This is a genomic window from Burkholderia ambifaria AMMD (assembly GCF_000203915.1).
Taxonomy (GTDB): Bacteria; Pseudomonadota; Gammaproteobacteria; order Burkholderiales; family Burkholderiaceae; genus Burkholderia; species Burkholderia ambifaria.
The window spans coordinates 2013565-2036731 of sequence record NC_008391.1 but is presented as its reverse complement, the minus strand read 5'-3'; the positions used below and the strand labels follow the sequence as shown (position 1 = coordinate 2036731).

At 67.0% G+C, this 23167-nt stretch carries 22 protein-coding genes and 1 pseudogene; 15 read left to right on the top strand and 8 right to left on the bottom strand.

Features of this window, described 5'->3' with window-relative positions:
• Window positions 1–133 precede the first annotated feature (133 nt).
• Window positions 134–1366: a 4-hydroxybenzoate 3-monooxygenase gene (gene pobA, locus BAMB_RS25080; protein ID WP_011659952.1), complete on the bottom strand. Its 1233-nt coding sequence runs from the start codon at window positions 1364–1366 to the stop codon at window positions 134–136.
• 116 nt (window positions 1367–1482) lie between these two features.
• Here pobA and BAMB_RS25075 point away from each other — a divergent pair, with 116 nt between their 5' ends.
• The 3 genes from BAMB_RS25075 (at window position 1483) to BAMB_RS25065 (ending at window position 3943) form a co-directional block, all read left to right on the top strand.
• Window positions 1483–2409 (top strand): LysR family transcriptional regulator, encoded by a 927-nt coding sequence (locus tag BAMB_RS25075; protein WP_011659951.1) that lies wholly within the window; start codon window positions 1483–1485, stop codon window positions 2407–2409.
• A gap of 101 nt (window positions 2410–2510) precedes the next feature.
• Window positions 2511–3140 carry a GTP cyclohydrolase I FolE gene (gene folE, locus BAMB_RS25070; protein WP_011659950.1) on the top strand — a complete coding sequence of 210 codons (630 nt, stop codon included), beginning with the start codon at window positions 2511–2513 and terminating at the stop codon, window positions 3138–3140.
• A complete protein-coding gene (locus tag BAMB_RS25065) occupies window positions 3140–3943 on the top strand; it encodes an SDR family oxidoreductase (protein ID WP_011659949.1) in 804 nt (267 codons plus the stop codon). The genes folE and BAMB_RS25065 overlap by 1 nt, the downstream gene beginning before the upstream one ends.
• A 32-nt stretch (window positions 3944–3975) precedes the next feature.
• Here the strand turns inward: BAMB_RS25065 and epsC are convergent, their stop codons facing one another.
• Window positions 3976–4896: a serine O-acetyltransferase EpsC gene (gene epsC, locus BAMB_RS25060; RefSeq protein WP_011659948.1), complete on the bottom strand. Its 921-nt coding sequence runs from the start codon at window positions 4894–4896 to the stop codon at window positions 3976–3978.
• Window positions 4897–5039: 143 nt separating this feature from the next.
• The gene (locus BAMB_RS25055) at window positions 5040–5273 is read right to left on the bottom strand and encodes a hypothetical protein (protein ID WP_011659947.1); all 234 of its coding nucleotides are present in this window, start codon (window positions 5271–5273) and stop codon (window positions 5040–5042) included.
• Window positions 5274–5551: 278 nt separating this feature from the next.
• Here BAMB_RS25055 and BAMB_RS25050 point away from each other — a divergent pair, with 278 nt between their 5' ends.
• From BAMB_RS25050 to fnr, 3 genes are all read left to right on the top strand, one after another.
• On the top strand, window positions 5552–5962 hold the full coding sequence (locus BAMB_RS25050) for a DUF3005 domain-containing protein (protein WP_011659946.1): 411 nt from the start codon (window positions 5552–5554) through the stop codon (window positions 5960–5962).
• A 603-nt stretch (window positions 5963–6565) separates the two neighbouring features.
• The gene (locus BAMB_RS25045; RefSeq protein WP_011659945.1) at window positions 6566–7036 is read left to right on the top strand and encodes a universal stress protein; all 471 of its coding nucleotides are present in this window, start codon (window positions 6566–6568) and stop codon (window positions 7034–7036) included.
• Between the two features lie 147 nt (window positions 7037–7183).
• Entirely contained in the window at window positions 7184–7933 is a 750-nt protein-coding gene (fnr, locus tag BAMB_RS25040; protein WP_011659944.1) for a fumarate/nitrate reduction transcriptional regulator Fnr, read from the top strand.
• Between the two features lie 69 nt (window positions 7934–8002).
• Here the strand turns inward: fnr and BAMB_RS25035 are convergent, their stop codons facing one another.
• Window positions 8003–8896, bottom strand: coding sequence for a LysR family transcriptional regulator ArgP (locus BAMB_RS25035; RefSeq protein WP_011659943.1), 894 nt, complete (start codon window positions 8894–8896; stop codon window positions 8003–8005).
• A 106-nt stretch (window positions 8897–9002) separates the two neighbouring features.
• Between BAMB_RS25035 and BAMB_RS25030 the strand changes: the two genes are divergently transcribed.
• The gene (locus BAMB_RS25030; RefSeq protein WP_011659942.1) at window positions 9003–9623 is read left to right on the top strand and encodes a LysE/ArgO family amino acid transporter; all 621 of its coding nucleotides are present in this window, start codon (window positions 9003–9005) and stop codon (window positions 9621–9623) included.
• A 374-nt stretch (window positions 9624–9997) separates the two neighbouring features.
• The gene (locus BAMB_RS25025) at window positions 9998–10945 is read left to right on the top strand and encodes an aldo/keto reductase (RefSeq protein WP_011659941.1); all 948 of its coding nucleotides are present in this window, start codon (window positions 9998–10000) and stop codon (window positions 10943–10945) included.
• Between the two features lie 262 nt (window positions 10946–11207).
• Here BAMB_RS25025 and BAMB_RS25020 read toward each other — a convergent pair whose 3' ends face one another.
• Window positions 11208–12173: a helix-turn-helix domain-containing protein gene (locus BAMB_RS25020; RefSeq protein ID WP_011659940.1), complete on the bottom strand. Its 966-nt coding sequence runs from the start codon at window positions 12171–12173 to the stop codon at window positions 11208–11210.
• 187 nt (window positions 12174–12360) lie between these two features.
• Here BAMB_RS25020 and BAMB_RS25015 point away from each other — a divergent pair, with 187 nt between their 5' ends.
• The 5 genes and pseudogenes from BAMB_RS25015 to BAMB_RS24995 all read left to right on the top strand — a co-directional run bounded on the left by BAMB_RS25015 (window position 12361) and on the right by BAMB_RS24995 (window position 17339).
• The gene (locus BAMB_RS25015) at window positions 12361–12894 is read left to right on the top strand and encodes a 2,4'-dihydroxyacetophenone dioxygenase family protein (protein ID WP_011659939.1); all 534 of its coding nucleotides are present in this window, start codon (window positions 12361–12363) and stop codon (window positions 12892–12894) included.
• A gap of 18 nt (window positions 12895–12912) precedes the next feature.
• Window positions 12913–14214 (top strand): MFS transporter, encoded by a 1302-nt coding sequence (locus BAMB_RS25010; RefSeq protein ID WP_011659938.1) that lies wholly within the window; start codon window positions 12913–12915, stop codon window positions 14212–14214.
• 1 nt (window position 14215) lies between these two features.
• Window positions 14216–15337, top strand: coding sequence for a 2,3-butanediol dehydrogenase (locus BAMB_RS25005; protein WP_011659937.1), 1122 nt, complete (start codon window positions 14216–14218; stop codon window positions 15335–15337).
• A pseudogene (locus tag BAMB_RS25000) lies at window positions 15315–16036 on the top strand (SDR family NAD(P)-dependent oxidoreductase). The gene BAMB_RS25005 and the pseudogene BAMB_RS25000 overlap by 23 nt, the downstream one beginning before the upstream one ends.
• 211 nt (window positions 16037–16247) lie before the next feature.
• Complete coding sequence (locus tag BAMB_RS24995; RefSeq protein WP_011659935.1) at window positions 16248–17339, top strand: porin; 1092 nt, start codon at window positions 16248–16250, stop codon at window positions 17337–17339.
• Between the two features lie 69 nt (window positions 17340–17408).
• On the opposite strand, the gene BAMB_RS24990 is transcribed toward BAMB_RS24995, so the two are convergent.
• Both BAMB_RS24990 and BAMB_RS24985 read right to left on the bottom strand, forming a co-directional pair.
• Window positions 17409–18896, bottom strand: coding sequence for an NAD-dependent phenylacetaldehyde dehydrogenase (locus BAMB_RS24990; RefSeq protein ID WP_011659934.1), 1488 nt, complete (start codon window positions 18894–18896; stop codon window positions 17409–17411).
• 41 nt (window positions 18897–18937) lie between these two features.
• Window positions 18938–20536 (bottom strand): GMC family oxidoreductase, encoded by a 1599-nt coding sequence (locus BAMB_RS24985; protein ID WP_011659933.1) that lies wholly within the window; start codon window positions 20534–20536, stop codon window positions 18938–18940.
• 385 nt (window positions 20537–20921) lie between these two features.
• Between BAMB_RS24985 and BAMB_RS24980 the strand changes: the two genes are divergently transcribed.
• Complete coding sequence (locus BAMB_RS24980; protein ID WP_011659931.1) at window positions 20922–21872, top strand: helix-turn-helix domain-containing protein; 951 nt, start codon at window positions 20922–20924, stop codon at window positions 21870–21872.
• A 186-nt stretch (window positions 21873–22058) separates the two neighbouring features.
• Here BAMB_RS24980 and BAMB_RS24975 read toward each other — a convergent pair whose 3' ends face one another.
• The gene (locus tag BAMB_RS24975) at window positions 22059–22190 is read right to left on the bottom strand and encodes a betaine-aldehyde dehydrogenase (RefSeq protein ID WP_011659930.1); all 132 of its coding nucleotides are present in this window, start codon (window positions 22188–22190) and stop codon (window positions 22059–22061) included.
• A 280-nt stretch (window positions 22191–22470) separates the two neighbouring features.
• Between BAMB_RS24975 and BAMB_RS24970 the strand changes: the two genes are divergently transcribed.
• Complete coding sequence (locus tag BAMB_RS24970; protein ID WP_011659929.1) at window positions 22471–23046, top strand: AidA/PixA family protein; 576 nt, start codon at window positions 22471–22473, stop codon at window positions 23044–23046.
• Window positions 23047–23167 lie beyond the last annotated feature (121 nt).

Here is a 23167-nt window from a genome sequence, read left to right as displayed (position 1 = left end):
ATACGAACCCGCGGCACGATGCGCGGCCTGTCGAGGGGACACGCGCGTGCCGCGTGCCGCGCCGGAGGCCGTTGTCGACCTTCGGTATTTGTTCGATATTCGAACCTAGATTCGATTAGCGAACGATGGCCGATCATAGAGTCGCGCACAGCGCGTTGTCAAGGCGGGATCCCTCGGGGGTCGGCTGGTCGTCGAACGGCAGGCCGACGTAGTTTTCGGCCAGCGACTGCGCGGCGGCCCGCGAGCGCGTCACGTATTTCAGTTCGGCAAACTTCAGGCGATTGACGAACGGCGAGTCGTCCGGCGACGCATGCAGCATGTTCGTCATGAAGTACGAGAAATGCTCGGCGCGCCACACGCGTTCGAGACAGGTCGCCGAATAGCGCTCGAGCGGCGTCGCGTCGCCGTCGCGGTAGCGGGCGCCGAGCGCCCGGGACAGCGCGCGGACGTCGGCCACCGCGAGGTTCATCCCCTTCGCGCCGGTCGGCGGCACGATGTGCGCGGCGTCGCCGGCGAGGAACAGGCGGCCGTGCTGCATCGTCTCCGAGACGAAGCTGCGCATCGGCGTCACGCTCTTCTGCGTGATCCGGCCCTCGGTCGGCGTCCAGCCGGTGTCGTTCGAGAAGCGCGTGTGCAGTTCGTCCCAGATCCGCGCATCGGACCATTCGGCGAGGTTTTCGTCGGGCTTGCATTGCAGATAGAGGCGCGTGACCGTCGGCGAGCGCATCGAGAACAGCGCGAAGCCGTTCTCGTGATGCGCGTAGACGAGTTCGTCGAGCGACGGCGCCGCGTCGGCGAGGATGCCGAGCCATGCGAACGGATACACGCGCTCGAACGTGTTCAGCCGCTCGGCGGGAATCGTCTGGCGCGCGATGCCGTGGAAGCCGTCGCAGCCGGCGATGTAGTCGCAGTCGATGCGGTCCGCGCGGCCGTCCGCGTGCTTGAACGTGACGAACGGGTGCTCGCTCTCGACATCGTGCAGCGCGACGTCGGTGACTTCAAAGTGCATCGCGTGGCCATGCGCGTCGCCGGCCGCGATCAGGTCGCGCACGACTTCGTGCTGGCTGTAGACGGTGATCGCGCGCCCGCCGGTGAGCGCGCTCAAATCGATGCGATGGCGCTGGCCGGAGAACAGCAGCTCGATGCCGTGATGCTCGAGCCCTTCGCGGCGCATCCGCTCGCCGACGCCGGCTTCGTTCAGCGTGTCGACGGTGCCCTGTTCCAGCACGCCGGCACGAATGCGGTTCTCGCAATATTCGCGCGAACGCGCTTCGACGAGGATGGTATCCACGCCCTGCAGGCGCAGCAGATGGGAAAGCAAAAGGCCGGACGGACCGGCGCCGATGATGGCGACCTGGGTGCGCATTGTTCGTCTCCTGAACATTAATTCGAATCGTCGAACACATTTGAGCGCTTTCCCGACTATGCAGCAATGCGATTCAGGAGATATGTTGTATACGCTTTCTAGATACCGGCCTGACGATGGACACGCTCGATCTGAACCTCATTCCCTACCTCGTCGCGCTCGACGACACGCGCAACGTCAGCCGCGCCGGCGACCTGCTCGGCGTGAGCCAGCCGCGCGTGAGCACGGCGCTCGGCCGGCTGCGCGCGTATTTCGGCGATCCGCTGTTCGTGCGCACGTCGCGCGGAATGGAGCCGACGCCGCGCGCGCTCGCGCTGCTGCCGGCCGCGCGCGACGCGCTCGCGCAGATCGAGCGCGGCCTCGTCGCGCCGCACGACTTCGATCCGGCGGCGAGCACGCATACGTTCTCGATCGCGCTGTCGGACGTCGGCGAGATCGTGTTCCTGCCGAAGCTGCTGCAGGCGTTCGCGACGCGCGCGCCGCATGCGAACCTGCGCTCGGTCTCGCCCGCGCACGACGAAGTCGGCCGCGGCCTCGAAGCCGGCTCGATCGATCTGGCGGTCGGCTACTTCCCCGATCTCGACGGCAACAACTTCTTCCAGCAGCGGCTGTTCACGCACCGGTTCGTCTGCCTGATGCGACGCGGCCATCCGTTCGAACAGGCGCCGCCGTTCACGGTCGAGCAGTTTCTCGGTTGCGGGCACGCGGTCGTGCGCGCCGAAGGCCGCAGCCAGGAGGTGCTCGAGAAATACCTCGCGAAGCAGCGCATGCACCGGCGCGCGGTGCTCGAGACGCCGCACTTCATGAGCCTGCCGTTCATCCTCAGCCGCACCGACCTGATCGCGACGGTGCCGCACGCGATCGGCTATGCGTACGCGGCCGAGCACGCGTTCATCGTGCCGGTCGAGCCGCCGCTGCCGCTGCCACGCTTCGACCTGAAGCAGCACTGGCACCGCAAGTTCCACAACGATCCGCGCACCGCGTGGCTGCGTGGAGTGGTCGCGTCGCTGTTCAACGACGAGCAGGACGAGTGGCCGAAGTGAAGCCAGGCGAGCGGCGGCCCGCACACACGCGCCGCGAAAGCATGAAACAATGACCGGATATTCGCGCCGCCGCAGGCGGCCGCATTCGATGGAGCCACTAGATGGGTAAAAAAACCGCGCGCCCCGAGCCGGTCGCATCCCGCCCGAGCCGGAAAGAAGCCGAGGAAGCCGTTCGCGTGCTGCTGCGCTGGGCCGGCGACGATCCCGCCCGCGAAGGCCTGCTCGACACGCCCGCACGCGTGGTGCGCGCGTACGAGGAGTTCTTCGCCGGCTATGCGTTGGAGCCGCGCGAGATCCTCGCGCGCACGTTCAGCGAAGTCGACGGCTACGACGAGATGATCGTGCTGAAGGACATCCGCTTCGAGAGCTACTGCGAACACCACATGGTGCCGATCATCGGCCGTGCGCACGTCGCGTATCTGCCGAACCATCGCGTCGTCGGCATCTCGAAGCTCGCGCGTCTGGTCGATGCGTTCGCGAAGCGTCTGCAGATCCAGGAAAAAATGACCGTGCAGATCGCCGATACGCTGTTCGACGTGCTGCAGCCGAAAGGTGTCGGCGTGATCCTCGAAGCCGCGCACCAGTGCATCTCGACGCGCGGCATCCACAAGCCGGGGGTCGAGATGGTCACGTCGCGCATGCTCGGCACGTTCCGCACCGACCCGTCGACGCGGCGCGAATTCCTGTCGATCGTCGCGAATCCTTCTTCAGTCAACCTGACGAATACGTAATGCAGTCCACGAAGCAAGCGGCGAATGCGCCGGTCGTACTCGTGACCGGCGCCGCGCGCCGGGCCGGGCGCGCGTTCGCCGAGTATTTCTCCGCGCACGGCTATCGCACCGCGGTTCACTACGACCGCTCGGCCGATGCCGCGCATGCGGCGGCCCGCACGATCGCCGAACGCGGGCACGACTCCGTCGCGCTGCAGGCCGACCTGTCGGATGCTGCACAGATCACCGCGTTGATCGACCAGGTGTATGCGCGCTTCGGCCGCCTCGACGTGCTGGTCAACAACGCGTCGGTGTTCTGGCAGGACCATTTCCCGAGCTTCGACCTCGCGGCGTTCGACCAGGCGTGGGCCGTCAACTGTCGCGCGCCGATCCTGCTCACGCGCGCGTTCTACGAACGGGCCCGTGCGGCCGGCACGCAGGGCGTCGTCGTGAACGTGGTCGACCAGAAGATCAAGGAAAACTTCCACCGCGACCATTTCAGCTACACGGTCGCGAAGGCCGCGCTCGGCAACCTCACGCAGATGCTCGCGCTGTCGTCGTCGCCGGTGCTGCGCGTGAACGCGGTGTTCCCCGGGCTGATGCTGCCGAGCGACGACCAGACGCAAGCCGACTTCGAACACGCGAGCCGCGCGTCGACGCCGCTCGCGCGCATCGCCGGCCCCGACGACGTCGCGAGCGCGATCCTGCTGCTGACGGGCAGCGCCTACAACGGCGTGGATTTCGTCGTCGACGCGGGGCAGAACCTGATTCGCGTCGACCAGGACGTGCTGTACAAGCATCGCTCGCCGGCCGGCAAGCACTGACCTCCGACGAGCGGCGCCGTTCGCGCGCTGCGTTACGGCTTGTCGGCGCTGCCGCCTTCGCGAACCTTGCCCTGTGCGACGCTCGTGCCGGGCGGCACGCTGTGCGTGAGCCACACATTGCCGCCGATCACCGAGCCGCGCCCGATCGTCACGCGGCCGAGAATCGTTGCGCCCGCGTAGATCACCACGTCGTCCTCGACGATCGGATGGCGCGCATTGCCCTTGACCAGCGCGCCTTCGCCATCGGCCGGGAAGCTCTTCGCGCCGAGCGTGACGGCCTGATACACGCGCACGCGCTCGCCGATGATCGCGGTTTCGCCGATCACGACACCGGTGCCGTGATCGATGAAGAAGCTCGGGCCGATCTGCGCGCCCGGGTGAATGTCGATGCCGGTGGCCGAGTGCGCGATTTCATTGATGAATCGCGCGAGCAGCGGCACGCCAAGCCGGTGCAACGCATGCGCGAGCCGATGGTGCATCATCGCGAGCACGCCGGGATAGCACAGCAGGATCTCGGTGATGTGCTGCGCGGCCGGATCGCCCGCATACGCGGCCTGGATGTCGCTGACGAGCAGCGCACGAATCGACGGCAACTGCCGGCCGAACTCGCGCGCGATCTCGAACGCGCGTTCGTCGAGCTCGGCGAACGGCGTGTCCGCATGCTCGGGCAGGAACGGCAGCGCGCGGCGAACCTGCTCGGACAGCACCCGCAGCGTGCTTTCGAGCGTATGGCCGACGTAGTAGTCGACGCTTTCGTCGGTCAGATCCGGCGCGCCGTAGTGCGTCGGAAACATCGACGCGCGCAGGCCGGTGACAATCTTGCAGATCGCGTCGCGCGACGGCAGCTCGCGGATGCCGCGCGGATGACGCGTGCGATGGAGTTCCTCGCGCGACTCGCGCAAGCCGGCGACGATTTCTTCGAGGCCCCACTGACGGACGGGTGATGTCGACATATGCCAATGCAGGCAGCCGCGCTCGATCGCACGGCCGCTAATAAAGTAACGGGTTCCGCAAGATTACCGCGTTTTCGTCCGGCAGCGGCACGCCGGGGGATCGGCCGGACGGCCAACGTGGATGCCGACGCCGCGCGACGGCGTCAGATCGTGATGCTGCTCGCGTCGATCCAGCGCACGGCCCAGTCGCGCGCGTGCGCGATCGCGTCGCCTTCGTCGTTGAACTGGAGCTCGGTCGGGAAAAAGCGGTTGGCGACGAGCTCCCCGTCGCTCGATCGGGAGATCACGACGTAGGGCTTGAACGACCCGTCACTGGCGCGCGCGGGCGCGCAGTTCAACAGATAACCGCGGTGCGTGAAAGCAGTAGTCGCTTGCATGAATCCGCCACCTCTAGTCCCTTGTTTGTTGTTCGCTACCCGTCTTTAAGGGTGCTGCGACGTCCCCGTGCGGGCAGAGGCGGCGAGACTGCATCCCCTGTCGCCGCTTCGCAGGAAAAGAATCATACTCTGTAGAAAACGGCGGTTCTAGCTGAAATAAATCATGACAAATCAGCGCGCGCCCGGCGATCGTGGCGATCGCCCGCGCGCCGTTTTCCCGTCTTGCCCGGAACGGGACTTGCTTCGATCCGGAGCGCTTCGCCGCCAGGAGAGCCGCGATGGAAACGTCAGCTCAAGGGCGCGCCGTGCACCCGCGCAGCATCGAACTCGACAACGACGATACGCACGACAGCACCGTCGACACCGACGGCAAGAATCGCGAGGCCGCCCGTCTCGCGAGCGGTCTCGCGTTCTCGCCCGACCAGATCACGGGCAGCAACGCGTCGCTCGTCAACGCGGTGCCCGAAGGCACCGACGGCTTCGCCGGCTTCGACAGCCGGCCCGGCGGCAATCATCCGGCGTTCGCGCTGCGTGCCGGCTACATGGTGATCGAGAAGGGGTTCGACGCGCCGTCGCACCCAGCCGACGCGCCGTACGGCCCGATTCATCGGATGTACGGCAGCGCGTACTGGCCCGGCCACGGACGCCGGCCGGAACGGGTGATCGAAATCACGACGGTGCCGGAGTAGTGCGTGCAGCGTTTGAATCGGTCGTTCGAGGGGCCCGTTGGCGCGGCGAGGTCGGTGGCGGATGCGTGCCGGTTTTGCGGTCGATGTGTCGTCGATAGCGCGATCGTTCGGATCGGCTGTGGTATCGATATCGGCGCGGGATTCGGCATTCTCGGTTTCGCGATATCGGGCGTCGAATCCTCAGCAACGCCGATGCACGGGCGTTGATCGAAGTCACGCCGTCGCGACGCGGATGCGGTCCAATGGAGGGCGAGGCTAGCGGTTCGTCAGGTGGTCGTCGGCATACGTCGATGACGCCGGCGTGCGGGCCGGACGCGCTCGCGCGCCGCGCCGCGCCGCGCCGCCGCACGATGCCGGGCAGCCGTGACCGGTTGGGCGAGCTCGTATTCGCTCGACGGTCGCGCGCTGTCATTGCGCGCAGCCAACCGTCGCGCGCGTTACGCTCATCGCGAAACGCGGCATGCAGCGCGCGCATGGCTCGCGATCGCGACGACCGGCACGTCGCTGCAGAGTCCCAGCCGTTGGTTTACTCTGCCTCGCAGCAACGCAGGGCCCACTCGGCCGTTCGGCCGACTTTCGTCCAACCCGCCACTCGGAGACACTATGTACAAGCGCATTCTGGTTGCCATCGACGGCAGCGACACGTCCCGCCACGCGTTCGATGCCGCGCTCGCGCTCGCGAAGGAGCACGGTGCCGAACTGCAACCGTTCTACGTCGTCGAGAACGCCGCGATCTACTACAACGTGCCGGGCTACGACCCGTCCGTGCTGCGCGACCAGCTCGTCGCGCAAGGCAATGCGCTCGCGGCGGATTTCACGAAGCTGATGCAGGCGGCCGGCGTGAAGGGCGCGACGGTGATGAGCGAGGCGTCGTCGATCAACGACGTGTCGACGCTGATCCTCGATGGGGCGAAAGCGTTCGGCGCCGATCTCCTGGTGCTCGGCACGCACGGCCGCCGCGGGTTCCGTCGCCTCGTGCTCGGCAGCATCGCCGAACAGTGCGTGCGGCACGCGACGCTGCCCGTGTTGCTGATCCCGGCCGCCGCGCATACCGACGCCGATCAGGATCTCTGAGCGGCAGCGTACGCAGCGCGCACGTGCACCGTGCATGCCGCTACGATGCCTGCGGCATGCGCGCGCGGTCGCGACGTTTTGTCACCCGACAGCGGCAACTTGCGGTGGGACAATGATTTCGTCGATTCAACGCCGGAGTAAACGATTATGCTGACGCCCGTCGCCACACGCCCCGCGGCCCCGTTCCATGCAGGCAGCCGGCCGGCTCCCCGCCAGGCCCCGCACTGCTCGTCGTGCGCCATGCGGCATCTGTGCATGCCGCAGGGCCTCGCACCCGAAGCGCTCAGCCGCCTCGAGTCGGTCATCTGCGCGGCGCGTCCGGTCAAGCGCGGCGAAGCGCTGTTCCGCGAAGGCGACACGTTCGACAACCTGTACGCCGTGCGCTCGGGTTCGCTGAAAACCGTCGCCACGCGCCACGACGGCCGCGAACAGGTCACCGGCCTGCACCTCGCGGGCGAAGCGCTCGGCCTCGACGGCATCTGCGACGATACCCACCCGCGCACCGCGGTCGCGCTGGAAGACAGCTCGGTCTGCGTGATTCCGTACAGCGCGCTCAAGTCGCTCTGCTCGGAGGCCGGCACGATGCAGCTGCGCATGCACAAGCTGATGAGCGAGCAGATCGTGCGCGAGACGTCGCAAACCATGCTGCTCGGTTCGCTGAACGCAGAAGAGCGCGTCGCCGCGTTCCTGCTCGACGTGTCGGCACGCTACCTGAAGCGCGGCTATTCGCCGTCGGAATTCAACCTGCGGATGACGCGCGAAGACATCGGCAGCTATCTCGGCATGACTCTCGAAACGGTCAGCCGCACGCTGTCGAAGTTCCAGAAGCGCGGCCTGATCGAAATGCAGGGCCGCCTCGTGCAGATCGTCGATTTCGACGGCCTCCATCACCTCTGACCCCGCGCGGCGCGCGACCTGCGCGCCGCCGCCCGCTTCTCGCGGCTCTCTCACCTCCTCCCGCTACGATCAGTCGAGAAACAGCGCGGCACGCGTCTTGAGCGCCGCGCTGAAGTCGTCGAGCCAGCCGATCGACAGGCGCCAGCTCTGCCAGTACAGCTCGATATCGACGGTCCGCCCGCGCGACATGTCGACCAGTTCGCCCGCCGCCAACTGGCGATCGACCATCCGGTCCGGGCACATTCCCCATCCGAGCCCCGTTTCGCATGCGCGCAGATAGCCCGCGACATGCGGGATCCAGTGTTGCGGCGGATCGAGATCCGCACGCGTCACGCGCCGGATGAAGCGCGCCTGCAGGCCGTCCTTCGGATTGAACATCACGCACGGCGCGCGGCGCAGCGCATCGCGCGTGATGCCGGCGCCGAAATAGCGGTCGTAAAACGCCGGCGAACACACCGCGCGATAGCGGATGCGCCCGAGCCGCGTCGACCGGCATCCCTGGATCGGCTCGGCCTGCGCGGTCACCGCGCCCTGCACGCTGCCGTCGCGAATGCGCGCGGCTGTATGGTCCTGGTCGTCGATCACGAGGTCGAGCAAGGTCTCGCGCTCGGTACAGAAGGGCCCGACCGCGTCGATGAACCAGGTCGCGACGCTGTCGTCGTTGACGGCCACGCGCAATGTCGGCCACGCGCTCGCGATCTGGCCCGGCAACGCGGGCATCCGGCCGCCCAGTTCGGCCTCGAGCAACTGCACGCGTTCCGTATGCCGGCATAGAAGCGCGCCGGACGTCGTCGCGACGCACGGCTGCCCGCGCTTGACGAGCACGCTGCCGACGCGCTCCTCCAGGAGCTTCACGCGCTGCGATACCGCCGACGGCGTGACGTTCAGCTCCTTGGCCGCCCGTTCGAATGAACCGTGCCGGATCACCGCGGCCAGGGCGTCGAGCAACGCGTAGTCGAGCATTAGATTTCCTTAATCAGCATTAGGTGAATTAGCTTCTCTTATGTTGCGGCTGACCGCAGACTAGCGCCAACTGATTCCCCCGTCTACGGCTTCACCTTTCCCCATCATGAACTGGATCGCTTTTTCCCACGGCGCCGCCCTGTGCGGGTCGCTCATCGTCACCATCGGCGCGCAGAATGCATTCGTGCTCCGGCAAGGCATCATGCGCTCGCATGTCGGCAAGATCGTGCTGCTGTGCGCGCTGTCCGACATGATCCTGATCGGCGCGGGCGTCGGCGGCGCGTCGGTGCTCGTCGAACGTTATCCGACCTTCGTCCACGTGGTGCTGTACGTCGGCCTCGCGTATCTCGCATGGTTCGGCTTCAACGCGCTGCGCCGGGCGTTCAAGCCTGGACACGAAACGCTCGACGTGCGCGGCGACGCCGTCGCGCCGCCGCCGCAGAGCACGGTCGCGATCGTGCTGATGACGCTCGCGTTCACGTGGCTCAACCCGCACGTGTATCTCGATACGTTCCTGCTGATTGGCACGGCCGGTGCGCGCGAGCCGGAAGGCGCGCGCCTCGCATTCGCGATCGGCGCGATGGCGGTCAGCGTCGTGTGGTTCCTCGGGCTCGGATACGGGGCGCGACTGCTCGCGCCGTGGTTCCGCAAGGCCGTTGCGTGGCGCGTGCTGGATGGCGCGATCGGCAGCATGGTGCTGTTTCTCGCGGCGGTGCAGTTGCGGTGACGCTTGATGATTGACCGATCGCGGGCGGCCACTAGCCGCCCGTGTTTCGTTCCGCTCCGATGCTGCGTCACAGAACGCCGGTTTCCACCCGCCTCTCGACCGTCCGCTGCCGCGCCCAACCACGGCAAAATTCGGTTCCCGATCGAACGCAGTCGCACGGATGGTGCACATAGCGGACGATTCGTCCGTCATCCGCCGCAAGTCCTCCGTCACCGCGGCCGCGTGATCGCTGCACGATCCCGGTCGATGCGCGAGAATATTCGAGCATCCCGCGACAACGGCGAAAGCGCGTCGCCCCTCCGCCATCCCGTCGCATTCAACTCGACCGGTCCCGCCGTTCAATCCCGTTCACCCCGCAGCATCAGGAGAGCAACATGGCACTACGCACCCTCGGCACGTCGGACATCCAGGTTTCCCCGCTCGCCTTCGGCGGCAACGTCTTCGGCTGGACCGTCGACGAGAACGCATCGTTTGCGCTGCTCGACGCGCTCGCCGACACCGGCATCAACTTCATCGACACGGCCGACGTCTATTCGGCCTGGGCGCCCGGCAACAGCGGCGGCGAATCCGAAACGATCATCGGCAAGTGGCTCAAGCGCTCCGGCAAGCGCGACCAGGTCGTGATCGCGACCAAGGTCGGCCTGCTCGAGGCGCGCGCGGGCCTGTCGAAGGACAACATCCTGAAGGCCGCCGACGATTCGCTGCGCCGCCTGCAGACCGACTACATCGACCTGTATTTCTCGCACCGCGATCTCGCCGACACGGCCCCGCTCGAGGAAACGCTCGCCGCCTACCAGACGCTGATCGACGCGGGCAAGGTGCGCATCATCGGCGCGTCGAACTACAGCGGCGCGCGCCTGCGCGAAGCCGCCGACATCAGCAAGCGCGACGGCCTGCCGGCTTACCAGGTGATCCAGCCGGAATACAACCTGATCGACCGTGCCGAATACGAGCACGATCTCGAACCGGTCGTGCGCGACCTGAAACTCGGCGTCGTCAACTACTACGCACTCGCGAGCGGCTTCCTGTCGGGCAAGTACCGCAGCGAGGCCGACCTGAAGAAGAGCGTGCGCGGCGATCGCGTCGCCGGCTATCTCGATGCGCGCGGCCTGCGCATTCTCGCGGCGCTCGACGACGTGTCGGCGAAGCACGGCACGCAACCGGCCGCGATCGCACTCGCGTGGCAGATCGCGCGGCCGACGATCACCGCGCCGATCGCGAGCGCGACGTCGCTGTCGCAGCTCGCGCTGCTCGGCGAAGCGATCCGCGTGAAGCTCGATGACGAAGATATTCGCAAGATCGACGAGGCCAGCGCGGTGTGAGAGCCGGGGCCGGGGGGACGGCTTGGGACCGCGGGTTCGCGGTTCAACGGTTCAACGGTTCAACGGTTCAACGGTTCAACGGTTCAACGGTTCGGCGGACGGCGGATCTGCGATCCGTCGGCCTGCCGCGCATCGTGTCGGGCAACAGGCAACCAGCAACCGGCAACACGAACACACTGACGCCCCTCCGCCACAACGAAACCACAACGAAAACGAAAACGGCGCATGAACCACGCGCCGCTTCAACACCGGTTCCGCTGTTTCAACAGGCGCTGCGCAGCGCCATCGGCGACGCACCGTAGCGTTCGCGAATCGCGCGGCTGAAGTGCGCCTGGCTGGAGAACCCCCAGCGAAACGCGATCTCGCCGATGCTCGTCTTGCGCAGGCGCGCATCGACCAGTTCGCGATGCGCATGCGACAGCCGCTCGGACCAGATGTGCTGCGTGATCGAGTCTCCTTCGCCAGCAAAAAGCCGGCTCAGGTGCCGCAACGACAGCCCGACCGCATCGGCGACCGCCTGCGGCCCGAGCTCCGGGTCGCCGAGATGCGTCGCGATGTATTGCTTCGCGGTCAGCAGGTACGACAGCGACGCGCGCGATGCGCCCGCGCCGTTCACTTCCGCGTCGATGAGCTCCGCGACCAGCGTGCGCGTATGTTCGACGAAGCGCGCGGCGTCCTCTTCGACCGGATCCCGCATGAACCGCTCGACGCTCGCGCGCAGCGTCGCGCCGAGCATCGCGCCCGCGCCCGGTTTCGGCGCGATCCGCAGCGGCAGCGCCGCCAGCTCCGCGTCGAAGCGGTCGTCGAACGTGGTGATCGGAATGTCCACCAGCAGCTGCCGCATCGGCGTCAGGAATCCGAACAGATAGGGCACGCGCGTGTCGTACACGACGACGTCGCCGGCTTCCGCGAGCAGGCACCGGTCGCGCTGGATGAAATACGCGCGACCGCTCAGGATCGGGCACGCGAACAGCGACTCCTTCGGCAGCTGACGCACCAGCGCGGGGCTGCGCTCGATCACGTGATCGCGGCCGCTGATGTCGGCGACGCCGAGCCCCGGCAGCGCGAGATCGGTTTTCTCGACCTCGAGCCCCGCCGGCGACAGCGACGAGCAGCGCAGGCCGACCAGCGTCGCGGCGTTGAACGCATCCCAGTACGCCATCCGGTCGCGCGCCGGCACGTCGGCCGTCGAGCCTCGCGTGCATGAAAGAACGGTCGAATTCGTCACGTCGCCTCCTGGAATCGCCTGTCGTGCGGAGCGGCACGGATTGGGGGATGGTGCGTATGGGTATTGATGCAGTGCGGTGCGGCGCGATGTCCGGCCCGATCAAGCAATTCGTCCAGCCCAGTCAAGAGCGCCGCGCACCGGCTGGCTAAAGTCGACCCCACGACATCCAACGACAAGGAGACACACCGTGGTCGACAAAGCCGTATCCGAATTCTGGCAAAACATCGCGCCGATTGCCAATCCGTTCAAGCCCGATGCGCTGCCGGAAGCTTACATCCCGAACGCGGCCAGCGACGACGAGCGCCTTTACGTTCCGTTCACCGAAACGGTTTCATCGCGGCCGCTATGGATCTCGCCGTCGCAGAACAAGTGGTGCGACATCCTGATGGCGAAGGAAGCCGGGCTCGTGAACCGCCACTATCACCCGCACGAGGTGTTCGCGTACACGCTGTCGGGCAAGTGGGGATACCTGGAGCACGAATGGACCGCGACGCGCGGCGATTTCGTGTATGAAACGCCCGGCGAAGGCCATACGCTCGTCGCGTTCGATCATCCGGAGCCGATGCGCGCGTTCTTCATCGTCAAGGGCCCGCTGATCTGGCTCGACGACGAAGGCAACCCCGACGGCTACTTCGACGTGCATTCGTACATCGCGATGTGCAAGGCCCATTACGAGAAGGTCGGCCTCGGCGCGCAAGCGATCGAGAAGCTGTTTCGCTGACGCGCGACGAGGCCGCTCATGACATCCCACCCCTCCTCCAGACCGGCATGGACGTATGAGAACAGGCTGCTGCTGATCCTGTTCATGACGTTCGGCTTCGTGTTCTTCGACCGCCTCGCGCTGTCGTTCCTGTTCCCGTTCATGTCGGCCGAGCTGCATCTGTCGAATACGCAGCTCGGCATGGTGTCGTCCGCGCTCGCGCTCACGTGGGCGCTGTCGGGTGCCGCGACCGGCGCATGGTCCGATGCGCGCGGCACGCGCAAGCCGCTGCTGATCGCCGCGGTGCTCGGCTTCTCCGTGTGCTCGGCGCTGTCGGGGCTCGTCGGCGGCTTCGCGAGCCTGATCGCGTTCCGCGCGCTGATGGGCATCGCCGAAGGGCCCGTGCTGCCGCTGTCGCAATCGCTGATGATCGAGAGCTCGACGCCGAGCCGCCGCGGACTGAACATGGGTCTGCTGCAGGGCTCGGCCGCCGGCCTGCTCGGCGCGATGATCGGCCCGCCGGTCGTGATCGGCATCGCGACCGCCTACGGCTGGCGCGAGGCGTTCTACGTCTCGTGCATTCCGGGCTTCCTGATCGCGTTCTGCATCTGGCGCTGGGTGCGTGAAGTGCCGCCCGGCGGCGTACGGCATGCACAGGCCGTCGGCGCCGGCGCGCCGGCCGCGAGCGGCGCGGCGATCAACCGCTGGGCGCTGTTGAAGGAACGCAACATCCTGCTCTGCGTGCTGATCAGCTGCTTCTTCCTCACGTGGTTCGTCGTGATCATCTCGTTCGCGCCGGTCTTCCTCGTGGAAAGCCGCCATCTGTCGCCGGCCGACATGGGCATCGTGATGACCTGCCTCGGCGCCGCATGGGTGTTCTGGGGCTTCGCGGTGCCGGCGATCTCCGACCGCATCGGCCGCAAGCCGACGATGATCGCGTTCGCGCTGGTCGCGGCCGTGTGCCCGGTCGTGATGATCCATGTCGGCTCGGTCTGGGCGCTCGGCGCACTCGTGTTCGCCACGTACACAGGCCTCGGCTGCTTCACGCTGTTCATGGCGACGATCCCGGCCGAAACCGTGCCGCCCCGCGCGATCGCCGGCGCGCTCGGCCTGATCATGGGCGCGGGCGAGTTGATCGGCGGCTTCATCGCGCCGACCGTCGCGGGCTTCACGGCCGACAGGTACGGCCTGCAGTTCGCGATGTGGACGTCGGCCGCGGGCGCGATTCTCGCGTGCGTGCTGTCGTTCGGCCTCGTCGAAACCGCGCCCGCCGTGCTGCGCAAGCGCGCGCTCGCCGGCGCCACCACCCGTCTCGATACCCAGAACCTCGGAGGACGCTGACATGCGTGCACTTCAATGGCACGGCCCACGCGACCTCCGCGTGGTCGATCTCGACACGCCACGCGCGGGGCCCGGCGAGGTCCGCATCGCGGTCGCGTATTGCGGCATCTGCGGCAGCGACCTGCACGAATATGCGGACGGCCCGCACGCGATTCCGGTCGACACGCCGCATCCGCTGTCCGGCCGCACCGCACCGCTCACGCTCGGTCACGAGTTCTGCGGCACCGTCGTCGAAGTCGGCGCGGGCGTGACGACGCTGACCCCGGGCGACCGCGTCGCGGTCGAGCCCGAGTATCACTGCCACCAGTGCGCGTACTGCCGCTCGGGCTCGTACAACCTGTGCGTATCGATGGGCTTCGCCGGCCTGATGGGCGATGGCGGGATGGCCGACTTCGCGGTCGTGCCGGCCTACATGCTGCATCGGCTCCCTGACGACATCAGTCTCGAACAGGCCGCGGTGATGGAACCGGCGGCCGTCGCGCTGCATGCGCTGCGGCGCGGCGAGCTGCGGCTCGGCGACACCTGCGCGGTGTTCGGCCTCGGGCCGATTGGCCTGCTGCTGATCATGCTCGCGAAGCTGCAGGGCGCGACGACCATCGTCGCGGTCGACGTGTCGCCGGAGCGGCTCGCCGCGGCCGCGCGCTTCGGCGCGACGCACGCGTTCGACGCGCGCTCGCTCGACGCGCCGGTGCTGCGCGACGCGATTCGCGAGGCGGCGGGCGGGCTCGGCGTCGACGTGAGCTTCGAGGCGGCCGGCCTGCCGGCCACGTTCGAGGCCGCGATGCAGGGGCTGCGCAAGGGCGGCCGCCTCGTGATGGTCGGCCTGATGCCGCATGCGGGTTTCGATGCGTTCCGCGCGGTCAACGACGAGCTGACCTTCACGGCGAGCGTCGGCTACCGGCACGTGTACGAAGACCTGCTGCGGCTGATCGGGTCGGGCGCGCTCGATCTCACGTCGATCGTCACGCGCACGGTCGCGCTCGACGATGCCGTCGCCGACGGCTTCGACGCGCTGCTCGCCGATCGCGCGCAGATCAAGATCCTGGTTGCGCCGCCGCGCCGTCATGCGCGCCGTCCTCACACCGTCGGGAGCATCGAGCATGAGCCGACCCTGGTCGTTTGACGGCAAGACCGTCGTCGTGACGGGCGGCACGTCGGGCATCGGCGCGCGCACCGCGTGGCGTTTCGCGGAAGCGGGCGCGTCGGTCGTCGCGCTCGGGCTCGAGGCCGCCGGCCCGCATGCGCCGGTGCATCCCGGGATCCGCTGCGTGGAACTCGACGTGACCGATGGCGAAGCGTTGACGCGCAGGATCCGCGCGCTGCCGCGCGTCGACGCGCTCGTCAACGGCGTCGGCATCAGCCGGCACGCCGACGAGTACAGGCTGGACCAGTTCGAGCTCGTGCTGAACGTGAACCTGACGTCGGTGATGCGGGCATCCGACGCCGCCTGCCGGCGCTGTCGGCGAGCGGCGGCAGCATCGTCAATGTCGCGTCGATGTACACGTACTTCGGCAGCAAGGACCGCCCGGCCTACAGCGCGAGCAAGGGCGGCATCGCGCAGCTCACGCGCTCGCTCGCGCAGGCGTGGGCCGAGCGCGGCATCCGCGTGAATGCAGTGGCGCCCGGCTGGATCGACACGCCGCTCAGCAGCGGGCTGATGGCCGACACGCACGCGTCGCGGCGGATTCTCGAGCGCACGCCGCTCGCGCGCTGGGGCACGGCCGACGAGGTGGCGGAAGTGATCCTGTTCCTGTGCTCGCCCGGCGCGTCTTTCGTCACCGGCGCGATCGTGCCGGTGGACGGCGGGTATTCGACGGTATAGCGGCCCCACGCACGCGGGCATCGGCGCATGCGCCACGCGCCGGTGCCCGCGTGCGCGATCCAGCTCCGATCCGGTTCCGATTCCGATCGATCGCGTTCCCGTTCCCAGCACGACCGAATCGGCAGCCGAACGATTCACTACCTTCATATCAATCAGTAGTCCCATCAAAAATATTCCGGCAAGACCGGAAACATGTGAGGAGCATTTGGAGATGACGAAAAAGACCCTGCTGGCCCTCGCGGCCTGCACGATCCCCGCCGCGGCCTTCGCGCAGAGCAGCGTGACGATGTTCGGGCTGCTGGATGCCGGCATCAGCTATGTCAGCAACGAAGGCGGTCACGGCAACGCGAAATTCGACGACAACATCTTCTTCCCGAACCTGCTCGGCTTCGAAGGCAAGGAGGATCTCGGCGCCGGCACGCGCGCGATCTTCCGGCTCGTCAATCAATTCTCGCTCGCGAACGGCTCGATGATCGGCGGCGGGTTGTTCGCGCGCACGGCCTATGTCGGGCTGCAGAACGACCGCTACGGCACGCTGACGCTCGGCAACCAGTACGAGTTCATGGTCGATTCGCTGGCCGCGAGCGGCAACGAGATCGCGCAGGATCTCGTCGGGCTGTACGGCTTTCGCAACGGGCCGTTCGACAAGCTCGCGCTGTCGAACAACCCGACCGGCGCATTCGACTGGGACCGCGTCGCGGGCAGCAATCGCGTCGCGAATTCGGTCAAGTACACGAGCGCGTCGATCTCGGGCCTGACCTTCGGCGCGCTGTACGGCTTCGGGAACGTCGCGGGGTCGGTCGGCGCGAACAACACGGTCAGCGTCGGTGCGAGCTACGACAACGGCCCGTTCGGCGCGGGCGCGGCCTATACGAACCAGAAGTACGGCGCGGCGGACGGGCGGCCGGCCACCACCGTGCGCAACTGGAGCGCGGGCGCGCACTACATGCTCGGCACGGTCACGGCGAAGGCACTGTTCACGACCGTGCACAACGCGTGGAATGGTGCGGGCGCGTGGTCTGCAGAGACCGGCGCCGCTTGGCATCCGTCGCCGGTCTGGGTGATCGGGGCGAGCTACACGTACATGAAGGGCAACGATACGCTCGATAACGCGCATGCGCACCAGCTCCTGGCCGCCGTCCAGTACTGGCTGTCGAAACGCACGATGGTGTACGTCGCGGGCGTGCATCAGCGCGCGAGCCGCGGCAGCCACGCGCAGATCAACGGCGTGATGGACGCGAACGGCGCGTCGAGCGGCGCGCTGCAGTCGGTCGCGCGGATCGGGTTCAGTACGCGGTTCTGAGCGGCAGCCGCTTGTGACTGAAACGCCCGCCCGGTTCTGCCCGGGCGGGTTGCGCGAGAGGCGGCTTCGTCAGAAGCGAATGGTCACCGCTTTCGGCTCGGTATAGGCATCGATGAACGACGAACCATATTCGCGGCCGATGCCGGACCCCTTCGCGCCGCCGAACGGAACGGCCGGGTCGACCAGCGTATGCATGTTCACCCACACGGTGCCGGCTTCGATGCGCGGCACGTAGCGCAGCGCCTTCGACAGATCGTTCGTCCACAGGCTCGCGGTCAGCCCGAACGGCGTGTCGTTCATCATCGCGATCAGCTCTTCCTCGTCGTCGAACGGCACGAACGCGCCGACCGGCCCGAAAATCTCCTTGCGGTACGAAGCCGATTCCAGCGAACGCGGCAGCACGATCGTCGGCTTCACGTAGAAGCCGTCGCGCGCGTACGCGCCGCCGCCGGTGACGATCGTGTCGCCTTCCGCGCGCGCAACGTCGAACGCGTCGACGCACTTGCGGAACTGCGGTTCGTTGCAGACAGGGCCGATCATCCCCGCGTCGTCCATCGGATCGGCCGGCTGGAAGCCGTCCAAGCGCGCCTTCATCTTTTCGACCACCTCGTCGAACTTCGAACGATGCACGAAGAAGCGTTCGGCCGACGCGCACACTTGCCCGCTATGCAGGAACCCCGCTTCGACGATGCCATCGAGAATCTTGTCGACCGGTGTATCGGCCAGGAATGCCGCCGCGTTCTTGCCGCCCAGCTCGAGCGTGAAGCGCGTGAAGTTTGCGTTGACGGCTTGCTCGCCGATGATGCGACCGGTCGGCACCGAACCCGTGAACGACACCTTCGCCACGCGCGGATCGCCGATCACCTTCGCGCCGACCTGGCCGGTGCCGTTGATCACGTTCAGCGTGCCGGCGGGCAAGCCGGCTTCGGTCGCCAGCTCGGCGATGCGCAGCATCGTGAGCGGCGTGAACTCCGACGACTTGATGAGCACCGTGTTGCCGGTCGCGAGCGCCGCGCCGAATTTCCACACGGGGATCATCACCGGGAAATTCCACGGAATGATCCCGAACACGACGCCCAGCGGTTCGCGCAGCGTAAACGACGTGTAGCGCTCGCCGTTCATGCTGGGAAACGACGGGGCGAGCGTTTCGCCCGCGATCTTCGTGGCCCAGCCCGCGTAATAGCGCAGCCAGCGCGCAGACCAGCCGACCTCGATCACGCGCGACAGCCCGATCAGCTTGCCCGACTGCGCGGTCTCGATCTGCGCGATCTCTTCGCCATGGGCTTCGATCAGGTCCGCGAAGCGCAGCAGGATCCGCTCGCGATCGGCCGGCGTCAGGTTGGCCCACTCGCCGCGAAACGCGCGATGCGACGACGCGAGCGCGGCTTCGACGTCGTCGTCGGTCGCCTGCGCGACCGAGCCGATCACCGCGCGCGTGGCCGGATCGCGCACGTCGATCCGTTCGCCGCGGCCGGCTACCGCGCGGCCGTCGATGTAATGACCGTGTTCGCGCGCGAGAAACGCCCTGACTTCGTCCAGCATCCGAACCAGTGCCATCTGTATTCCTCCGGAAATCCCATTGAGTGTGAAAGGCCCGATCAGGCCGCGTTGGCGATCAGGTCCGACGCCTTTTCGGCGAGTGCGATGGTCGGCGCGTTCGTGTTGCCGCTCGGGATGCTCGGCATCGTCGAGCTGTCGGCCACGCGCAGCCCCGCGATACCGTGCACGCGCAGTTGCGGATCGACGACGGACGACGCCGCATCCGTGCCCATCCGACAGGTGCCGACAGGGTGATAGACCGTCTTCGCCGCGCCGCGCACCCAGTCCTCGATCGCCGCGTCGTCGTCGGGCGGGCAGTCCGGCGAGAAGATCTCGTCGACATGCTCCGCGAGCGCCGGCTGGCGCAGGATTTTCAGCGCGAGCTTCGCCGCCCGGATCTGGCCGTCGACGTCGCGGCGGTCGGCCAGATAGCGGCCGTCGATGCGCGGCAGCTCCTGCGGGTTCGACGATCGGATCGTCACGCGGCCGCGCGAATACGGTTGCAGATGGCCGGTCTTGATCGTGATGCCGTGCGTGCGCCCCGCCGTCACGCCGATCGGATCGTCGAACGAGTCGATCGTCGGCAGGAAGTGGAACTGGACGTCCGGCTGCCCCTGCCCGCAGGTATCGACGAACGCGAACCCTTCGAGCACCGGCGACGTCAGGATGCCCGAGCGGAACCACTTCCACTGGATGCCGTGCTTCAGCGCGCGCCATCCCTTGTCCTGACCGTAGAGCGACACCGGCGTGCGGATCGTCGCATTGACCGACATGTGCATGTGATCGTGGAAGTTCTCGCCCACCGGCAGCACGTGCCTGACTTGCACGCCGGCATCCTCGAGCACCTTTCGCGGCCCGATGCCGGACAACTGCAGGATCTTCGGCGAGCCGATCGCGCCGGCCGACACGATGATTTCGGCCCGCGCGCGCGCCGTCACGCGACGGTTGCCCTGCCGATACGTGACGCCGGTCGCGCGGCCGCCTTCGATTTCCACGCGCTCGACCAGCGCATCGACTTCGAGGCTGAGTTCCGGACGGTTGCGGATCGCGCTCAGGTAGGTCGCCGCCGTGGAGCCGCGCTCGCCGTTGAAGATCGTCGCCTGATAGAACCCGACGCCCTGCTGCCGCTCGCCGTTGTAGTCGACCAGGTAGTCGAGCCCCATCTGCTGGCCCGCCCGCACGAACGCCTGCGACAGCGGATGGCGATAGCGGATCTCGGTGACCTGCAGATGCCCGTTGTTGCCGTGATAGGGCGCCGTCAGCGATTCGTTGTTCTCGGCCTTCGCGAAGTAGCGCAGCATGTCGTCCGCGCCCCAGCCCTTGCAGCCGAACTCGGTCTCCCAGCGGTCGTAGTCGTTGCGGTGCCCGCGCACGTACAGCATTCCGTTGACCGAGCTGGAGCCTCCGAGCACGCGCCCCTGCGGCACCGCGATCGAGCGGCCCTTCACGTCGTCCGACGGCTCGGCCGCATACGGCCACGTGTAGCGCGGAATCGCCTTCGCCAGCCCGCCCGGCATGTGGATGAACAGATCCTTGTCGTGGCCGCCCGCTTCCAGCAGCAGCACGGTGCCCAGACCGCGCTCGACGAGATGGGTCGCGATCGTGCAGCCCGCCGAGCCGGCCCCAATGACGATGTAATCGAAAGTTCTATCGGACATCCTGGTATGCGCCCGCTGTCGTGCGCGCGACGTTCACCGGCGCGCGCTGCCGCCGCATGCGTCTGTCGCCCGGCCTTCGGCGGCATCTCCTTGAAATCGGTGGTTGTTTTTCATGGCGCGAGCCAGCCCGTGCGATTCGACAGGACAGCTTGCCGACCGCTTTCCGATTCTATGGATGCGCCGCCGGCGCCGTTCGGCGTTGCGTGCACACTTTTGGCTTCAGCGTGCAGATCGATGGCGTCGCGCGGCGGCGGCCGGGGAGAACGTGGAGAAACCACGATTGACGCCGCGTGGCAGCGCTGCCGACAATGGCGGCGTCTCAACGCGCGTCCGGGCCGTTTGCATTAACCTTGACGCGTTCCCCGGCCCTCACCCTCTTCCGGCAATGGCACACGCACTCGTCGTCGACGCCAGCAACAGCAGCACGAATCTGCGCGACCTGATCGCGGACAGCTTCCTGCCGCTGGTCTTTCACGACACCGGCCCGCAGTTCCGGATGTCGGTGCGGGTCGCGACGGTGGGCGGCCTGCGGATGGCGGAGGTCGACACCACCGCGATCCGCGTCGATCGCGACCGCTCGCTCGCGTCGCGCGCGGACAGCGATTGCTACAAGATCCTGTTCCAGATCGCCGGACAAAGCCGCGTAACGCAGCGCAACGCGACGTCGACCGTCAATCCGGGCGAATGGGTGATCTACGATGCGACGCAGCCGTACATGATCGAATCGACGAACGCGTCGCGCTTCGTCGCCGCGCTGACGCCGCCGAGAAGCGGCACGATGTGGCGCTGGTTCGTCGAGCGTGCGGGCGTGCAGGTGCGCCGGACCGTCGGCAATGCGCAATTGGCCCTTCAATCGATCCATTACCTGATGGACGGGCAGGTGCCGAACGATCCGGAAAGCCTGTTCGGTTTCGAGCAGTCGACGCTGATGCTGCTCGATTCGGTGATTCGACGCGAGGCGAGCGATTCGCTGACCGGCACGGATGCGCGCAGCGCTGCGCTGCGCATGAACGCGGAAATCTACCTGTCGCATCACTACAGCGATCCCGACTTGTCGCCGGACAAGCTGGCGAGCGCGCTGAACGTGTCGCGGCGCACGCTGTATAGCGCGCTGGCCGCATCCGAGCGGACACCGCAGAGCCTGATCCAGGAGTATCGGCTGCAAGCGAGCCGGCGCGCGCTGGAAGATCCGGCCGATACCAATCGCACGCTGCTGGAACTCGCGATCGCGTGCGGGTTTTCGGACATCACGCATTTCGGGCGGGCGTTCAAGGCGAGGTTCGGGTGTAGTCCCGGGGTGTATCGGGATGCGTGTCGGAGTGCTTCGAGCGAGTGATGTAATCCGTATGGTGCGATTGCGCTGACGTGTCGGGCGGATCGCAGCGTCCTGCTGCAAGGCTTTTCGCGGCCTCCACGAGCCCAATGTTGCGCGAATCCGGATTGCCCGACGACGAAGGCGCCGCGCCGGTTCGGGTCGCGGCTTTCATCTCGCTCGACGGCGACTACCGCGCCTCTGCTCCCCTCATGTCCCGTATCGCGGCACTGCGACGGTGTAGTTGACCGTCGGGCGCCCCATGAAGCAGCCGGTCGGAATCTGCCGGCTTTCGAGCTTGTCCGCCCAGCCGGCGAAATCGCTCAGCGTGTCGATCGACATCGGCAGATCCCGGAGTACGAAGCATCGACATATCCGCCCTCTGCAGGACACGGGTTCCCGCGACGCCGGGACATCCGCGCACCGGATGCAGGATTCACCTGCACGCGTGCTGTAAGCGTGTGTAATCGATTCGCGGATCGATCCTTCGTACGCTGTCGATACTCTTCCGCGCGCCGCCTTCTCCGCAAGCGCCGCTTCGCAGGATGGGAGAGATGCAGATGCCACGGGCGTCGTCACTCAGCAGAGTGTTTTTCAACGAGAAAGCGTGAAAGGAACTGCCATGCCCAAGATCTTGGATACCTTCAAAATCGTCGATGTGCTGATCGCGTTCGATGTCGACGAGATCCTGAAGAGCAACAACAACTCGCTCAGCCAGCATCCGGACCAGCCAACGTCGCTCGGCAACAATCCCGATACCGTGTACATGATCACCACGCTGGCGAATGCGGCGTACGGCTTCGGCCAGGGCACGACGTCGGGACAGAACGAGGGCGAAGGCGGCAGCAATCTGCGGATCAAGGCCCAGGTCGACGACGTGATCCGCTGGCGTACCGTGTCGCTGACCGGCACGGCCGAATACAAGTGCTTCTTGTATAACTTCGTTCCGAAGACCGCCAATCTGCTCGGCTACGTTTCGTACCTCACCGACAACAGCACGGAGCCCTATCCGGCGCGGGGCTGGCCCGATAACAACACCGTGAACGAGGAAGCACGCGCGGACTACTACGCGAAAGCGACCGTGCTCTGCCCCGGCAACAACGAAACGTATGCGTTCGTCGCCGCCATTTACGACCGGCACGCGCAACTGAAGGGCTACGTCACCTGGGATGCGTACCTCACCATCATCAGCCAGTAATGCCGAACGGGCACCTCGACATGGCCGGGGCATGATCCGCACGCGGTGCCCGGCGGCACCGGGCGGGCCGAATCGGTCCGCCCGGCGCGTTCCGCCGCCGCCGACGCCGACGCGCCCGCGG

Bases quoted from the DNA above. Each gene is read 5' to 3' on its own strand.
- pobA (WP_011659952.1), bottom strand. From the start codon at position 1,366: ATGCGCACCCAGGTCGCCATCATCGGCGCCGGTCCGTCCGGCCTTTTG.
- BAMB_RS25075 (WP_011659951.1), top strand. From the start codon at position 1,483: ATGGACACGCTCGATCTGAACCTCATTCCCTACCTCGTCGCGCTCGAC.
- folE (WP_011659950.1), top strand. From the start codon at position 2,511: ATGGGTAAAAAAACCGCGCGCCCCGAGCCGGTCGCATCCCGCCCGAGC.
- BAMB_RS25065 (WP_011659949.1), top strand. From the start codon at position 3,140: ATGCAGTCCACGAAGCAAGCGGCGAATGCGCCGGTCGTACTCGTGACC.
- epsC (WP_011659948.1), bottom strand. From the start codon at position 4,896: ATGTCGACATCACCCGTCCGTCAGTGGGGCCTCGAAGAAATCGTCGCC.
- BAMB_RS25055 (WP_011659947.1), bottom strand. From the start codon at position 5,273: ATGCAAGCGACTACTGCTTTCACGCACCGCGGTTATCTGTTGAACTGC.
- BAMB_RS25050 (WP_011659946.1), top strand. From the start codon at position 5,552: ATGGAAACGTCAGCTCAAGGGCGCGCCGTGCACCCGCGCAGCATCGAA.
- BAMB_RS25045 (WP_011659945.1), top strand. From the start codon at position 6,566: ATGTACAAGCGCATTCTGGTTGCCATCGACGGCAGCGACACGTCCCGC.
- fnr (WP_011659944.1), top strand. From the start codon at position 7,184: ATGCTGACGCCCGTCGCCACACGCCCCGCGGCCCCGTTCCATGCAGGC.
- BAMB_RS25035 (WP_011659943.1), bottom strand. From the start codon at position 8,896: ATGCTCGACTACGCGTTGCTCGACGCCCTGGCCGCGGTGATCCGGCAC.
- BAMB_RS25030 (WP_011659942.1), top strand. From the start codon at position 9,003: ATGAACTGGATCGCTTTTTCCCACGGCGCCGCCCTGTGCGGGTCGCTC.
- BAMB_RS25025 (WP_011659941.1), top strand. From the start codon at position 9,998: ATGGCACTACGCACCCTCGGCACGTCGGACATCCAGGTTTCCCCGCTC.
- BAMB_RS25010 (WP_011659938.1), top strand. From the start codon at position 12,913: ATGACATCCCACCCCTCCTCCAGACCGGCATGGACGTATGAGAACAGG.
- BAMB_RS25005 (WP_011659937.1), top strand. From the start codon at position 14,216: ATGCGTGCACTTCAATGGCACGGCCCACGCGACCTCCGCGTGGTCGAT.
- BAMB_RS24995 (WP_011659935.1), top strand. From the start codon at position 16,248: ATGACGAAAAAGACCCTGCTGGCCCTCGCGGCCTGCACGATCCCCGCC.
- BAMB_RS24990 (WP_011659934.1), bottom strand. From the start codon at position 18,896: ATGGCACTGGTTCGGATGCTGGACGAAGTCAGGGCGTTTCTCGCGCGC.
- BAMB_RS24985 (WP_011659933.1), bottom strand. From the start codon at position 20,536: ATGTCCGATAGAACTTTCGATTACATCGTCATTGGGGCCGGCTCGGCG.
- BAMB_RS24980 (WP_011659931.1), top strand. From the start codon at position 20,922: ATGGCACACGCACTCGTCGTCGACGCCAGCAACAGCAGCACGAATCTG.
- BAMB_RS24975 (WP_011659930.1), bottom strand. From the start codon at position 22,190: ATGTCGATCGACACGCTGAGCGATTTCGCCGGCTGGGCGGACAAGCTC.
- BAMB_RS24970 (WP_011659929.1), top strand. From the start codon at position 22,471: ATGCCCAAGATCTTGGATACCTTCAAAATCGTCGATGTGCTGATCGCG.